Raw genomic sequence first — 16,063 nt, forward strand, 5'->3', positions numbered from 1 at the left:
TCATAAAAAAATACGCTACTCATCATTTTAACATTTTCATCAATAAAAAAGTGAAAAACATCGACTATAGTCAAAATTACCATGTTGATATTTTGTGCAAACCAGCGCATTTCAATAGAAAAGACTCTGTAACATCAATTGTTATAGAGTCTTTCGTTATCGCTAATGGAATTTGGATTTGTTGCCGTTCACACATGTAATCGACGCTCCAACATGGCATGTTCGGGTGCGTTTTTCTAATCTATCGTTTTCTTAACTCCATAATTTTCTTTTTGCCCAATGTCTTGTAAAGAATCGTTTTGATAACCAATAGATAACACCAAATCTGGAATGGAATCAAACCCGTTTTTCGCTAGGTCAAATAGCTGTGCTCCGTAATGTGAAGCGGCAATGCGCGCATTTTCTGCTGTATATGGATTTTTAAGAAGTTCTTCTTTGTATAGATCAAAAATATTCGTTCCGTTATCCGTTACAAATTGACCATTTACAATGCTTAAATCCTTTAAATTGTAGCCTGTGACCGTTTTGATTTGATTAACAAGATGGAACTTGGCCAGAGAATCCGGTGTGAATTGAGTAGAATCATCATTTCTGCTTTTCATGATATGGAAAAATAATTCTCTTGTATTGTTGGTTGTATTTAATAAGTCTTCTATTTGTTTCATCAGCGTTTCGTCTTTTGAACCACTTACCACCAATTTAAAATTGTTCGGGTCAATGGTAAAAGTGAGATTTGTGTTTTTAGGAAGGGATATCCCGTTTTTAGAGAATAAATCTTGTATTTGTTCGTTCACTTTTTGGCGATTGAGTATTTTCTTTTCTACACTTTCTTGGGTAGGGTCATACCGTTTTTCATTACGAAAGGCGGCATCATTAGAATTAAAATGTCCTCCTGTTCCACTATTAGCCCATCCAATTTCAATAGAGTAAGCCGCCTCTCTTTCCGGTTTAGTTAAATCATTTCTGAAATAAGGGGAGTTTGGATTTCGATACTTATCAAATATATGACCATGAGGATCTTTGAATCGTTTATTTTGTTCATTTATTTTTTGGTATTTTTCATCTAAAATTTTCATTCTTCTATCAGCTTCGGTCATCACCTCGTTTGTACTTTTAATAGCTGATTGATCTTTAGAGTCTATTCGGTTCTGATTGTTTGAAGCAACTGCCGTGTATGACGAGTTAATATTCATTTTGATTCTCCTTTTTTAAAAAAATAGTGATTATTAAATATATCGGCAATTCAGTTAAAATTTGTTAGTTTCGATCCGATATAGTAATTATTACAAGGAGGGTTAAAATATGACAAATACTATCTTCAAACGTTTTTTGTTACCTGCATTGGTATTAGTGCTTGTTACTAGTTTTTTTGCACCTAATTCAGCAGAAGCAGCGATTACGGGGAATAACAGCCCTAACACAGCAAGCTCAATGGGATATTGGAAAAATAGTCGCCCAGATACAACAATCTTACCTGAAGGTGAAAATGAAGCGTATTATCAGTTTACGATCAATAAAGGTGAAAGAGTTTATGTCAGAAGTTCGTATAATAAGCAATATACAGGGATGAAAATCGAGGTGTATAATTCGAAAAGTTCAGATGAAAGAAGTAGGGTGATTAACCCTGATTCAATTACGCCGTTTATTTTTGCCAATACTGATGAAGTTACTTCAACTTCAGAAACTTATTTTGTGAAAGTAACTCGTGGCACATATACAGGAAATATGTATTTTACTGTATCCATTCAAGATCGAATTAAATCTGGAAATAGTACATTCAACTTTACGGGGACCGCTACCAACCTGGGGAATACTTCTTTGAATTTTTTAGGAGTTGATTCTTCTATCATTACAATGGATTTAACGAACAATTCTTCTATCCCTAAAAATGCAATCGTTAAATCGATTTCAACAACTAGTACCCAATCGCCTAACCAAGGAAATGTCACACACAAACTGATGGCTGATGAAAACAAGATTTGGAACGAATCCGTTTTTTCATCTGCAACAAGTGGTTCTTACCGTATTTCTCTGGAAGATCAATTAAGAGTGGCTCAAAAATGGAGCTTTAAGTACAACGCAAAGGCTACTGCGAGATCTACTATGAGCAATGTCAAAGCCGATATTCGTTACGAATATGATGTCACAGATGGATTCTAATTGAATGGTGTTTACAGACATGTACACCAATTGATCAAAAAGTAAGGGGACATCCCTTACTTTTTTCATTTCCGCATTTTTGATGCTATATGATATTTGGCCAACTTTAAAACAGCACCGTCCTTTCATAAGAAATACGCTGCTCATAAAAAGTGAAGGTGTTAATGGTGATTTTGCTTGAGGGCGTGTTGAAAGAGGAGGATGGTGATCATATCGGTGGCCCGCTGGTATAAATCCCATTGTTCATAGGCCGCAAATGTCATCCGTATATCATGTAATGATTGCTTCATTTCATGATATTCTTCCACTGTAAACGTATTTTTCAGTTTGAACTGATGTTCAAGCAGTTTTAGCCTTAGCTTTCCTAATGGAGTTTTCATTCTGCCTACATTCCCTTCGATCTTGTCTTCCTTAGAAAATTGTATATGAATTTACGCATGAGATTGAATAAGTTGTGAGATATGCTCACCAGCTTTTCGAAAAATTCTCCTCTTTTTTCCTAAAAATACAAGAAGGTCTATAGACTTATTTTTTCTCAAAATGATTTCAAGAAGAAAAACCTATATATATTCCTGAATCAAACAGAAGAAAATGGTAAATATCCCGTGACGGTCAAGGTCTTTTGGCATTTCTCCTCTTTTTAAATGACTCAGTCCGGCATTCCCTATTTCCATTCATTTGGTAGTTATTTAGTCCTTTATTTTCCGAAAATTTAGATCAAATTATCAATTACACCACTTAATGAACATTTGACTTCATAATTGATAACCATTATCATTTGATTTGCTTGCGTGATAATTGAGAATCATTTTCATTTGAAGAGACCATTCTTCAATCTCTACACTCATCCTATATCCGCAAGCCTGCTTTTATCAGCATATGAGAGTCAATTTGAGGAAGGGGATTTTTTACACATGTCCAAACGCCCTGAAGGAATGGGTACTGAGGATTCTCTTTTCGGAGAAAGCCGTCCTTTTTTTATACCCGGGACGGAGCAACTGGATATCACAGCACACCCATACAGACTTTTTATATTTAAACCGACTACTACTCCTCCAGCGGCTGGTTTTCCAGTCATGTACGTGCTTGATGGGAATTCACTTTTTGGCACAATGGTCGAAGCCATTCGTTTACAGTCAAGAAGACCCGAAAAAACAGGTGTTGTACCTGCCATCATTGTTGGAATTGGCTATCAGACAGAAGCGCCCTATCATCCGCTCAGGCATTATGATCTCACTCTAACCGGCCCTGACGCTTCCATTGGTGGCAAAAGAAAGGATTTCTCCACCCATACATATGGCGGAGCCTCTGCGTTCTTTTCTTTTTTAGAAAAGATTGTAAAGCCTTATATCGAGCAGCGCTTTCCGATCAACCAGAGTCGTCAAACACTATTTGGGCACTCTCTTGGCGGTCTTTTTGTATTACACACACTATTTGAGCACCCTGATGCTTATCAAACATATATTGCAGGCAGTCCTTCTATCCACTGGAACAAAAAATTATTTCTAGAAAAAGAACACCAATTCACCAGCCATATACGTCAGATGCCTATGGATGTCAGGCTGCTTGTAGGTGTAGGTGAGTTAGAAAAACATCATCCGTGTCAAATGAATGATCATGCAAATTCACTAGCAAATCGTATGCTGCCCTTATCCCCATATGGCTTGCATACAGCCTATCACGAATTCCCTAAAGAAGGACATACGTCCGTTTTACCGGTGCTGATGAATGACGCTTTTCGATTTGCACTCTATCATGATGATCCTTTCACAACCACAGACATGAAGGAAAGGCAGTGAACACATGAAACACAGTGGTCTATCTCAAAAAGTTGTCCTTATCACAGGCGCAGGACAGGGTATTGGACAAGCAGTCGCAAAAAGACTAGCCGAAGAAGGTGCGATTATTGCAGCAGTTGACGTAAAAGAAGATCAGCTGCAAAGCACCGTCCAGCAAATGAATGATGAAGGCATACGTGCCTTTGCCTATCCAGGTGACATTACCGATCAAGCATCTGTTCAGCACATGGTCGATCAAATTGAAAAGCAGCTTGGCCCCATTTATTTACTGGTCAATGTAGCAGGCATTCTTCGAATGGGTTCTATTGACCAGCTTAGTGCAGATGACTGGCAGCAAACTTTCGCAGTCAACACACATGGTGTCTTTTACGTATCTCAAGCTGTCTCCAAATACATGATGAAAAGATCAGAAGGGGTCATTGTGACCGTCAGCTCTAACGCAGGTGCCATTCCTAGAATGAATATGGCTGCCTATGCCGCTTCAAAAGCAGCAGCCACTTCATTTACAAAAACGCTTGGATTAGAACTGGCTGCCTATGGAATCAGGTGCAACGTCGTCTCTCCTGGGTCTACCGCAACGCCTATGCAATGGGCTTTATGGCCTGATAAACAAGGAGAAAATCAGGTGATTAAAGGTTCACTAGAGACGTATAAAACCGGTATTCCTTTACAAAAAATCGCTGATCCTCAAAATATCGCTGATGCAGTCATTTTCTTTGCATCTGAGCAATCCAGTCATATTACGATGCAGAATCTCACGATCGATGGCGGCGCAACACTCGGAATCTAGCATTTCATTTAAAAGGAGGCCTTTTCATGAAACATTCATTATTGTCGTCAGAAGAAAAAATACAGTTGCTTCAAGACTATCAGCCAGGCGCATTTTTTCTTGCTTCACCTAAACGCACGATACTTGCCGAAGGGATTTTCCAGCATATTGAAACCAATCAGCTAAATGAACTATCCACAAGGGTAGCGCACGTATTTGAAGATGCCAAACAAGCTGGAATTCAAACACCGATTGTGGCTGGTGCTGTCCCATTTGATCCGGCGCAGCCCGTTCGTTTAAATGTACCAGTCCATGTACAGTTTAGTGATCCACTCGAATTCCAACAAGGTGATGAGGAGTCAGAAGCGGCATCGCCATCCTATGAGGTGACACCTGACCCTTCTCCTGAAGTCTACATGAATGGTGTGAACGAAGGGTTAGCTAAAATTGAAAAAGGAGAGCTTAGCAAAATCGTACTCTCTCGATCTCTCCATCTCAAATCAAATCAAGACATTCCTACGAAAACAATACTCGAACGACTGGCTCGTCATAATACGACTGGCTATACGTTTGCTGCAAATGTAGCTGATCCGAAGTCTTCCCAAAAGCGCACACTTCTTGGGGCAAGCCCTGAACTGCTTCTTTCAAAAACTGGTTCATCTGTGATTTCCAATCCACTCGCTGGTTCTCGGCCTCGCAGTTCAGATCCAGTAGAAGACCAGCGCCGCCGCGATGAACTCCTTACCTCAGCGAAGGATTTACACGAGCACGCAGTGGTTGTTGAAGCTGTCACTAAAGCGCTTACTCCATACTGTCATACACTAGATGTGCCTGCATCACCATCCGTCATTCAAACAGAAACGATGTGGCATTTATCTACTGTGGTCAAAGGTGACTTAATAGATTCCAGTGTGTCCTCAATTGATTTGGCGCTTAGCCTTCATCCAACACCCGCAGTATGCGGAACACCTACAGCAGATGCACGTGAAGCCATTCAAGCGATTGAACCCTTCGATCGAGGATTTTTCACAGGAATGATCGGTTGGGCAGATACAAATGGTGATGGTGATTGGATTGTCACCATTCGTTGTGCAGAAGCTGAGGGTCACTCCCTACGTCTCTTTGCTGGTGCAGGAGTGGTCAAAGGATCAAAGGCAGAAGAAGAGCTAGCTGAAACATCTGCAAAATTCAACACGATGCTTCATGCAATGGGCATCCATCAGTGATAAAAATACATAGGAGATGACAAAAACATGTTTGTTCAACCACCTACATGGCCAGAAGAATTTGCAAAACGCTACCGTGAAAACGGCTGTTGGCGTGGGGAAACCTTTGGCGGTATGCTTCGTGAACGCGCCGCATCGCTAGGAAATAAAACAGCCATTACATACGCTGATACGCACATAAGCTACCAAGAACTTGATCAGCGCGTCAGCAGTCTTGCTGCCGGTTTTCATCAGCTTGGAATTCAGAAAGGAAGTCGAGTTGTCGTACAGCTTCCTAACATTCCTGCTTTTTTTGAAGTCATTTTCGCTTTATTTCGAATCGGTGCTTTACCCGTCTTCTCGCTGCCATCTCATAGAAGCAGTGAAATCACTTATTTTATTGAGTTTGCCGAAGCAGACGCATATGTCATACCAGATATCGATGGCGGCTTTGATTATCGATCACTCGCACGTCAAGTGAAAGAAAAGCTTCCCTCATTACCTCATGTCATTGTTGCAGGGGAAGCTGAGGAATTCCTTGACTTGGATGATCTGCGCAAGGACCCAGCACTTGATCCCCAAATTCATGTAGAGGCAAGCGATATTGCATTTCTTCAGTTATCTGGAGGCAGCACAGGCCTTTCAAAGCTTATTCCTCGCACGCATGATGACTATATTTATAGTCTTTGGAAAAGCAATGAGGTGTGCGAGCTCACACAAGATAGTGAGTATCTAGCTGCACTTCCGGTTGCGCACAACTATCCATTAAGCTCGCCTGGCGTCCTTGGGACGTTATACGCAGGCGGAAGAGTCGTTCTTGCACCTGGATCAAGCCCTGATGTCGTCTTTCCACTCATTGAAAAAGAACGGGCGACCATTACCGCTGTCGTTCCACCTATCGCATTGATTTGGCTAGAGGCCGCTCCTCATCGGTCAGATGACTTATCGAGTCTTGAAGTCTTACAAGTCGGTGGTGCTAAATTCAGTGCTGAGGCAGCAAAACGAGTGATGCCTACACTTGGATGTAAGTTACAGCAAGTTTTTGGCATGGCAGAAGGTCTGGTCAACTATACCAGATTAGATGATCCTGAACATGTCATTATTCATACACAAGGACGCCCAATGTCTGAATATGATGAGGTACTAGTGGTAGATGATGAGGACAAGCCCGTCCCGCATGAAGTGGCTGGACATCTTTTAACAAGAGGACCTTATACGATTCGCGGCTACTATAAAGCCGATGAACAAAACAAAAAAGCATTTACACCCGATGGCTTTTACAGAACAGGTGACATCGTGCGAATAACCAAAGAAGGAAATGTTGTTGTAGAAGGCAGAGACAAGGATCAAATCAATCGTGGCGGCGAAAAAGTTGCCGCTGAAGAAGTTGAAAACCATTTACTTGCGCATCCTGACATTCATGATGCCGCCATGGTGTCTATGCCCGATCCATTTCTTGGCGAACGCTCATGTGCCTTTGTTATCGCGAAAGGAAACAACAAACCAGCACCGCACGTCTTAAAATCATTTCTAAGAGAACGCGGGCTCGCAGCCTTTAAAATTCCCGACCGCATTGAATGGATCGATGCGTTCCCGCAAACAGGTGTAGGCAAAGTCAGTAAAAAAGCATTAAGAGAATTAGCTGCAACCCATACTGCCAACGTATAAAAAAGAGGAGTGAAAACCATGGCAATCCCTACTATTCCTGCATATCCAATGCCAAGCACACAAGATTTACCCGAAAATAAAGTGAACTGGATACCAGATCCGAAACGTGCTGTTCTGCTGATACATGACATGCAGCAATATTTTTTAAATGCATTTCAACAAGATACATCACCGATCACAGAGTTAGTTCAGCATATTGAACAATTACGTAATACATGCAATGAACTTGGAATCCCCGTCGTCTATACAGCGCAACCTGGTGACCAAGACCCGAAGGATCGTGCCTTATTAACAGATTTTTGGGGACCTGGACTTGGTGATGATGAAGCATTGACAAAAATCATTGATCAGCTTGCTCCATCTGAGGCAGATACAATGCTGACAAAATGGCGTTATAGCGCATTCAAGAAATCTAATTTTTTGGATATCCTTCAAGAAGGCGGGCGTGATCAACTAATCATTACTGGCGTATATGCACATATTGGCTGTATGCTGACAGCCGCAGAAGCATTCATGCTCGATATTGAAACCTTTTTTGTCGCCGATGCCGTCGCTGACTTTTCACTGAAACATCACAAAATGGCCATGACCTATGCAGCTGAACGCTGTGCAGTCACCACAACGACAAACCAAATCATCAGTCGTTTAACAGGACAAGAACCAAACAGTGATGATTTATCCTTTGAGGCCATCGTTCACCAAGTAGCTGAGTATCTCCAAATCGAGCCAAATGAAATACCACTTGATGAGAATCTCGTCTACCTTGGGCTTGATTCTATTAGAATGATGAGCCTAGCGGAAAAGTGGAGGCAGCAAGGAGCGACAGTCAATTTCGTTGAGCTTGCAGCAAATCCAACGCTCGCTCATTGGCGGACTCTTCTTTTCCCAGAAAAGCAGCCATCTATCCCAAATATCGATTACTTGTAAAGGAGGTATAGACCCTTGTCGATCCAGTCAGTCGATTCATTCCCGCTAACCGGTGCCCAATCAGGCATTTGGTACGCGCAGCAGCTTGATCCAGCTAATCCTATTTTCAATACAGCTGAGTATATAGAGATTAAAGGTCCTATTGATCCCATACAATTTGAAGCAGCCATTAGAAAGACTGTCTTAGAAGCAGATTCCTTGTATATGCAATTCGTTGAGGATACTGACGGTCCAAAGCAATGGATGACATCTAAGAAAGAGATTCCATTTCAATATGTTAATTTACAAAATGAAAAACAGCCTCTTGATGCGGCTAAAGCATGGATGAAAGCCGATCTTTCAACACCAGTCTCTTTAGAGAAAGATGTATTATTCCGTGAAGTACTTTTTCAGCTTGCTGACGACCGATTTATTTGGTATCAGCGCATTCATCACATTGCCATTGATGGATTCGCCTTTTCGCTCATTGCGCGTCGTGTTGCTGAGGTCTATTCAGCCCTATCGAATGGGACACCTATGCCCCCTCAAACATTTGGATCCTTACATGACGTAGTCCAAGAGGAGCTCACCTATCAACAGTCTAATCGATATGAAGATGATCAAGCGTTTTGGAAAAATCGCTTTGCTGATCAACCTGAAGTTGTCAGCCTTGCTGAGCTTGCCCCAAGAACGTCGGATCATTTTATCCGAAAAACGGCTGGCTACGATGCAGAAAAGGTAAGCAAAATGAAAAAAAATGCTCAAGCCTTCGGTGGTACGTGGCATGAAATGATCCTTGCTGCATCCGCTTTATATATGCATCGTATGACTGGTGCACATGATATTGTTTTAGGATTACCTGTGATGATGCGCCTTGGATCGTGCGCCTTACAAACACCCGGAATGGTCATGAACCTGGTACCGCTTCGTTTAACATGCAAACCAGAAATGACGCTATCAGCACTTGTTCGCCAAGTATCTGATGAACTAAAAGCCATTCGCCCTCATCAAAGATATCGCCACGAGGACATGCGGAGAGACTTTAAACTTATCGGAAGAAATCAGCGATTATTTGGCCCGCAGATCAATATCATGCCATTTGATTATGATCTCATGTTCGATCAGAGCATGGGTCAAGCACATAACCTCTCAGCAGGACCCGTGGATGATATATCGATCAACATATACGACCGCGCGGATGGGAACGGATTTCAAATCGACTTTGATGCAAACCCTGCCGTATACAAAGAGCAAGCAGTTGACGCTCATCAGCAGCGTTTTCTTCAATTGCTGGAGGAAATAACCGGACTAGAGCAAGATCAAACGATCAGTCAATTCAACCTTCTTTTGTCTGAAGAGAAAGAGAACATCCTCAAGCACTGGAATGATACAAAACGAGAATTACCAAGGGAATCTTTACGGGAACTATTTGAAAAACAGGTGAGCAAAACACCACAAGCAAAAGCATTACAGTTTGAAGGAATTACTTTGACCTATGAGGAGTTGAATCAGCGGGCTAATCAATTAGCTCATTATTTGAAAAAACATGACATTGGACCAGAACAATTTGTCGCAATTGCTCTGCCTCGGTCCATCAATATGGTCGTAAGTCTATTAGCCGTCGTCAAAACGGGAGCCGCATATCTGCCACTAGACCCTGATTATCCTAACGATCGTGTCGCCTATATGCTAGAAGATGCCAAACCGGCGTGCTTGCTCACAATTAAAGAGACAGCAGACGGTTTGAACCATCCGCACATCGTTCAGCTGGATGATTCAACTGTTCATCAGGAGATAGCAGACAGTCCGCACATCAATCCGGCTTGGAGCGAGGGCTCTCCACATCACCCAGCTTACATCCTCTACACATCAGGATCGACAGGCAAACCAAAGGGTGTTGTTGTAACAAAACGAAATGTGATCAACTTTATATTGTCCATGCAAGATTCATTTTTATTAGATCAAAAAGACCAGCTTTTAGCGGTAACAACCATTGCCTTTGATATTTCTGGGCTGGAAATGTTCCTACCGCTTTTACATGGGGCTGCTATTTTATTGGCAAAAAAAGAAACCATACAAGAACCAGCAAAGCTTTCAGACATGATTCGTTCTCATCATGTCACAATCATGCAGGCAACACCAACGTTGTGGCATGCGTTGGCAGATGAATACCCTGATGTGATCACAGGTATGCGTGTTCTTGTTGGAGGTGAAGCTCTCCCTGCCTCCCTTTTGCACACATTGCAATCTCTTCAATGTGACATTACTAATTTGTACGGACCTACAGAAACGACGATCTGGTCTACGATGGAAAATGTCACAGCACATCGAGAAAATAGTGGACCGGCAATTGGTAAACCCATTTGGAATACGAGCATTTACATTTTAGATGAAGGACTAAACCCAGTCCCAGCAGGATCAATCGGTGAGCTTTATATTGCAGGTGAAGGAGTATCCAGAGGATATCTTGGGCGATATGATTTAACGGCTGAACGCTTTGTCGCTGATCCATTCGGCACAAAAGGCACGAGAATGTATCGTACTGGTGATTTAGCCAGATGGCGTGAAGATGGTTCAATTGATTATATCAGCCGTGCCGATCATCAAATTAAAATCCGCGGCTTCCGTATTGAACTAGGTGAAATTGAAACAGTGATGATGCAGCATCAAGCCATAAAGCATACATCTGTTATCGTTCGTGAGGATCAACCTGGGCAGCAGCTGCTTTGTGCGTATGTTGTGCTGACAGACGGGTCTTCTCTGCACCCTTCAGAGCTCAGGCAGTTTGCGGCTGCATTACTTCCTGACTACATGGTGCCCTCTGCTGTTGTCGTTTTGCCAGAACTTCCACTTACACCAAACGGCAAAATCGACCGCAAAGCATTACCAGCACCAAATATGTCTTTAGTTAGTTCTGAGCGTACACCTAGAACACCACAAGAAGACATGTTATGTAGTTTATTTGCAGAAACCCTTGGCCTATCTCAAATTGGCATAGATGATAGTTTCTTTGACTTAGGAGGACATTCCTTACTCGCCGCTCGCCTGCTTCGACGTATACGCGATACACTTGGTGCAGACCTAAGTATGAGTACCATTTTTGAATCACCTCGAGTTGCTGAGCTTGCGCAGCACATTGACAAAGCGAAGGACATTCGGCCGCCGCTTCAGGTTGAAGACAAACCAGATGAAATTCCATTATCCTTTGCCCAAAAACGGCTCTGGTTCCTTCATTGCCTTGAAGGGCCAAGTCCAACTTACAATATTCCACTTGTCATTCAGCTGACAGGTACACTGGATCAAACAGCTCTCATTGGTGCACTGGCAGATATCACTGAAAAACACGAAACCCTTAGAACCATTTTTCCAGATAAGAACGGCATGCCAAGACAGGTCATTTTACACCCGAAAAGTGTTCAGCCTGAACTCCATGTCACAGCTTCAAGCGATCAACAAATTGAGAATCAGTTAAACGAAGCCATTCGCTATAGCTTTCAGATTGAAGAAGAACCTGCACTTCGAGCTGAATTATTCACGCTTGATGCAAACCGATCCGTACTGCTTCTATTGCTGCATCACATCGCTGGTGACGGCTGGTCACTTGCACCATTGACGCGAGACTTAGCTGCTGCTTACGAAGCCCGTATACAAGGAAAATCCATCTCCTTGCCAGCAGAACCTGTTCAATATGCTGACTATGCTATTTGGCAGCAGAAGCTGTTGGGCAGTGAAGAAAAGGCGGATAGTCTATTTGCCAAGCAGCTCAGCTATTGGAAAGATGCCTTACATGACCTGCCTGAAGAACTTGAACTGCCTTATGACTTCCCGCGTCCACAGGAAGGAAGCTTCAACGGTGCGACGATAGACTTTACGATTGAACCCGCTTTACATCAGAACCTCCTTGAGCTTGCAAAGCAGCATCAAGTGAGTTTGTTCATGGTGCTTCAAGCATCACTTGCAGCATTACTGACACGCATTGGGGCCGGTACAGATATCCCAATCGGCAGTCCAATTGCTGGACGGAATGACGATGCACTTGACGATATTGTGGGCTTGTTTGTGAACACACTAGTATTACGTACAAATACAGCTGGTAATCCAACCTTTAGTGAGCTATTGAAGCGAGTGCGAGACGTTGACCTAGCAGCCTATGAGCATCAGGATCTGCCATTTGAACGGCTAGTTGAAATCCTAAACCCAACCCGGTCCAGATCAAGAAATCCATTGTTCCAGGTCATGCTAGCCTTCCAAAATACACCGAAGGCAGAAATGAAGCTGACACAACTTGACTCAGATCTTTACGTGAAACCAGTAGGGTCAGCTAAATTTGATCTGACCATCGAATTGGCAGAACAAAGAACGGAAACTGGGTCAGCAGCGGGATTAACAGGATTGTTTGAATTCAGCACAGATGTATTTAAACAAAGCACCATTCGAGCAATCGCTGACAGAATGAAGCGCTTTTTAACAGAGGTAGCTGAGCGCCCGCATCTGCCGATTGGTCAAGTGAACATTTTATCAGATAAAGAGCGGCAAACATTTCTCCCTGACAAAAAGACAATTGCTCAGTTAGACCAAGCACATAGTCTCTCGGCTTTATTTGAAAAAACGGCGCAGCAATCTCCTGATCGAGTCGCAGTAACGGATGGCAAGAGGCAGCTGACCTATGGTGAGTTAAACAACAAAGCCAATCGTCTTGCTCATTTATTAATAGAAAGAGGCGTTGGACCAGAACAGTTCGTTGCACTTGCCCTGCCTAGATCAATCGATATGCTCATAAGCTTATTAGCCGTTCATAAAGCAGGCGCAGCCTATGTTCCGCTTGATCCTGATTATCCAGCAGACAGGCTGGCATACATGATACAAGATGCCAAACCCGTTTGCAGCATCACAACAAAAGCAGATGCAATGCACCTCCCTGCTGATTGCGATTTGATTTTGTTAGACGAAAAGGAAACGAGCGATCAATTGCTGACTACGCCAAATCACAATCCGGCTGATATAGACAGAATTAAGCCGCTATCTTCTCTGCATCCGGCCTATATTATTTATACATCCGGTTCTACAGGGAAACCAAAAGGAGTGGTCATCCCACACCAAAATGTCATCCGTCTTCTAACATCTACTGAACATTGGTTCCATTTTGATGAAGAAGACGTTTGGACAATGTTCCATTCATATGCCTTTGACTTTTCAGTATGGGAAATTTGGGGACCACTTTTATATGGCGGCCGACTTGTCATTGTATCTCATACCATCTCTCGCTCTCCAGAAGAGATGCTGCAGCTTCTAGTTGAGGAAGGTGTGACTGTACTTAATCAAACACCTTCTGCCTTCTATCAGCTCATGCAGATAGACAAGGAACAACAAACACTTGGTCAAGCATTATCACTCCGCTATGTCATCTTTGGAGGTGAAGCATTAGAGCTTAGCAGATTAGAAGATTGGTACAGCCGTCACTCAGACTGTAAGCCAAAGCTAATCAACATGTACGGCATTACAGAAACCACCGTTCACGTTACGTATAATGTACTCAATCGAGAGATGATCACAAAGAACTCCAGCAGTTTAATAGGCGAACCGATTCCTGATTTACACGTGTACGTACTAGATGAATACCTACAGCCTGTTCCCCCTGGGACGACAGGTGAAATGTATGTAGCTGGAGCTGGCCTTGCAAGAGGTTATCTAGGCAGACCTGACCTGACATCAGATCGATTCCCTGCCGATCCTTATGGAGCACCTGGCACAAGGATGTATCGTACAGGCGACCTTGCGCGCTGGACAGAAGAAGGGGATCTTGATTACATTGGCAGAGCTGATCATCAAATTAAAATACGCGGATTTCGCATTGAACTTGGAGAAATTGAAGCCGTTCTGGCACGCCACGATGCAGTTGCACAAGTTGCCGTCATGATGCGAGAGGATCAGCCTGGCGACAAACGCTTAGTCGCCTATATCGTCACAACTGAAGAAGACCGTTTCGATACTGAAACCCTTCGTCATTTTGCAGCAGCCAGTCTTCCTGATTACATGGTTCCCGCGGCATATGTACAAATTGACACCATGCCGCTTACAGCAAACGGGAAGCTTGATCAAAAATCACTGCCAGCACCTCAATTGCATATACAGCAAGCAGATGGCCGCGGCCCAAGAAACCCGAAAGAGGAAATCCTATGTCATCTCTTTGAAGAGGTGCTTGATTTACCTAAAATCAGCATAGACGATCGCTTTTTTGACATTGGCGGGCATTCCTTACTTGCGGTTCGTTTAATCAGCCGCATTCGTGATGCACTTGGTGTCAAACTAAGCATCGGAACGTTGTTTGAAGCACCAAATGTGGCAAGTTTGGCAGAGAAACTAGAAACAGGAAGCGATGAAAACGCACTAGAAATCCTGCTGCCACTGCGAACAAATGGAGAAAGATATCCTCTCTTTTGTGTTCACCCGGCAGGTGGTCTTAGCTGGTGCTATGCAGGTCTCTTGAATACATTAGAAAAAGACATCCCTATTTATGGATTACAGGCACGAGGAATCGCAAGAAAAGATGACTACCCGCACACACTAGATGATATGGCTGCGGATTACATCAAGCACATCCAAACGATTCAGCCAAAAGGCCCTTATCATCTTCTTGGCTGGTCACTAGGCGGAAACGTTGTACAGGCAATGGCTACACAGCTCCAGCAGCAAGGTGAAGAAATCGCACTCGTTGCGATGCTGGATGCCTATCCAAACCATTTCTTACCGATTAAAGCAGCACCTGATGAAGAAGAAGCACTAATCGCTCTTCTTGCGCTTGGCGGTTATGATCCAGATACCTTAACAGGTGAACCGCTCACAATGAAAAGTGCCATCGATATCTTGAAAAAAGATGGCAGTGCACTAGCTAGCTTAAATGAAGATGCCATTAGAAATCTAAAAGAAACCTATGTGAATTCAGTTCGATTGCTTGGAGAATATCAGCCAAAAACTTATCAGGGGGACATATTATTCTTTAGATCTACCATTATCCCAGATTGGTTTACACCAATTGATCCCGAAGCATGGGCACCTTATATCAACGGAACTATTGAACAGCACGACATTCATTGCCGGCACAAAGACATGTGCCAGCCTAAACCCCTAGCAGAAATTGGTGTCATCTTAGACAACGCACTGCATCGGGTCAAACAAAAGCACTAAGAATAAAGGAGAGATGACAAATGACAAATCCCTTTGATCGTGAAGACGGTGTATTTCTTGTGCTGGTCAATGAACAAGGACAGCATTCACTTTGGCCATCATTTGCACCAGTGCCAGATGGATGGGAAAAGGTCTTTGGTGAAGACACTAGAAATGCCTGCATCGATTATATCCAGACACACTGGCAGGACTTGCGGCCATTAAGCTTAACAAAAGAACCTGCGCTAGCACATGGAAAAACGGAATAAATCACCGCACCCTGATCTCCATCAGGGTGCTTTTTTGACAGAATAAACATCACCATCTTTCAGCTCTTTCTGCTACAATTTAATTGAGAATGTTTATCAATCAATAAGAGATCAGGTGGTTTT

The 16,063-nt window shown here is 42.9% G+C and carries 10 protein-coding genes; 8 read left to right on the plus strand and 2 right to left on the minus strand.

Going from position 1 to position 16,063, the window contains the following annotated elements; genetic code table 11:
* Positions 1-236: 236 nt before the first annotated feature.
* On the minus strand, positions 237-1,193 hold the full coding sequence (locus tag BA81_RS15750; protein WP_034283602.1) for a DUF4885 family protein: 957 nt from the start codon (positions 1,191-1,193) through the stop codon (positions 237-239).
* 109 nt (positions 1,194-1,302) lie between these two features.
* On the opposite strand from BA81_RS15750, the gene BA81_RS15755 reads away from it, so the two are divergent.
* Entirely contained in the window at positions 1,303-2,160 is an 858-nt protein-coding gene (locus tag BA81_RS15755; RefSeq protein WP_034283603.1) for a hypothetical protein, read from the plus strand.
* Between the two features lie 161 nt (positions 2,161-2,321).
* Here BA81_RS15755 and BA81_RS15760 read toward each other — a convergent pair whose 3' ends face one another.
* A complete protein-coding gene (locus tag BA81_RS15760) occupies positions 2,322-2,540 on the minus strand; it encodes a hypothetical protein (protein WP_034283605.1) in 219 nt (72 codons plus the stop codon).
* Between the two features lie 534 nt (positions 2,541-3,074).
* Here BA81_RS15760 and BA81_RS15765 point away from each other — a divergent pair.
* The 7 genes from BA81_RS15765 to BA81_RS15795 are packed head-to-tail and all read left to right on the plus strand — an operon-like array spanning position 3,075 to position 15,940.
* Positions 3,075-3,959, plus strand: a complete 885-nt coding sequence (locus BA81_RS15765; RefSeq protein ID WP_034283606.1) for an alpha/beta hydrolase — start codon at positions 3,075-3,077, stop codon at positions 3,957-3,959.
* Positions 3,960-3,963: 4 nt separating this feature from the next.
* The gene (locus BA81_RS15770) at positions 3,964-4,749 is read left to right on the plus strand and encodes a 2,3-dihydro-2,3-dihydroxybenzoate dehydrogenase (protein WP_034283608.1); all 786 of its coding nucleotides are present in this window, start codon (positions 3,964-3,966) and stop codon (positions 4,747-4,749) included.
* Positions 4,750-4,775: 26 nt separating this feature from the next.
* On the plus strand, positions 4,776-5,954 hold the full coding sequence (gene dhbC, locus BA81_RS15775; protein ID WP_034283609.1) for an isochorismate synthase DhbC: 1,179 nt from the start codon (positions 4,776-4,778) through the stop codon (positions 5,952-5,954).
* 27 nt (positions 5,955-5,981) lie between these two features.
* The gene (locus BA81_RS15780) at positions 5,982-7,601 is read left to right on the plus strand and encodes a (2,3-dihydroxybenzoyl)adenylate synthase (protein ID WP_034283610.1); all 1,620 of its coding nucleotides are present in this window, start codon (positions 5,982-5,984) and stop codon (positions 7,599-7,601) included.
* A gap of 18 nt (positions 7,602-7,619) precedes the next feature.
* The gene (locus BA81_RS15785; protein ID WP_034283611.1) at positions 7,620-8,528 is read left to right on the plus strand and encodes an isochorismatase family protein; all 909 of its coding nucleotides are present in this window, start codon (positions 7,620-7,622) and stop codon (positions 8,526-8,528) included.
* A gap of 15 nt (positions 8,529-8,543) precedes the next feature.
* Positions 8,544-15,692: an amino acid adenylation domain-containing protein gene (locus BA81_RS15790; protein ID WP_034283612.1), complete on the plus strand. Its 7,149-nt coding sequence runs from the start codon at positions 8,544-8,546 to the stop codon at positions 15,690-15,692.
* 20 nt (positions 15,693-15,712) lie between these two features.
* A complete protein-coding gene (locus tag BA81_RS15795) occupies positions 15,713-15,940 on the plus strand; it encodes an MbtH family protein (protein ID WP_025093680.1) in 228 nt (75 codons plus the stop codon).
* Positions 15,941-16,063 lie beyond the last annotated feature (123 nt).

Source organism: Bacillus safensis FO-36b, from assembly GCF_000691165.1.
Taxonomy (GTDB): Bacteria; Bacillota; Bacilli; order Bacillales; family Bacillaceae; genus Bacillus; species Bacillus safensis.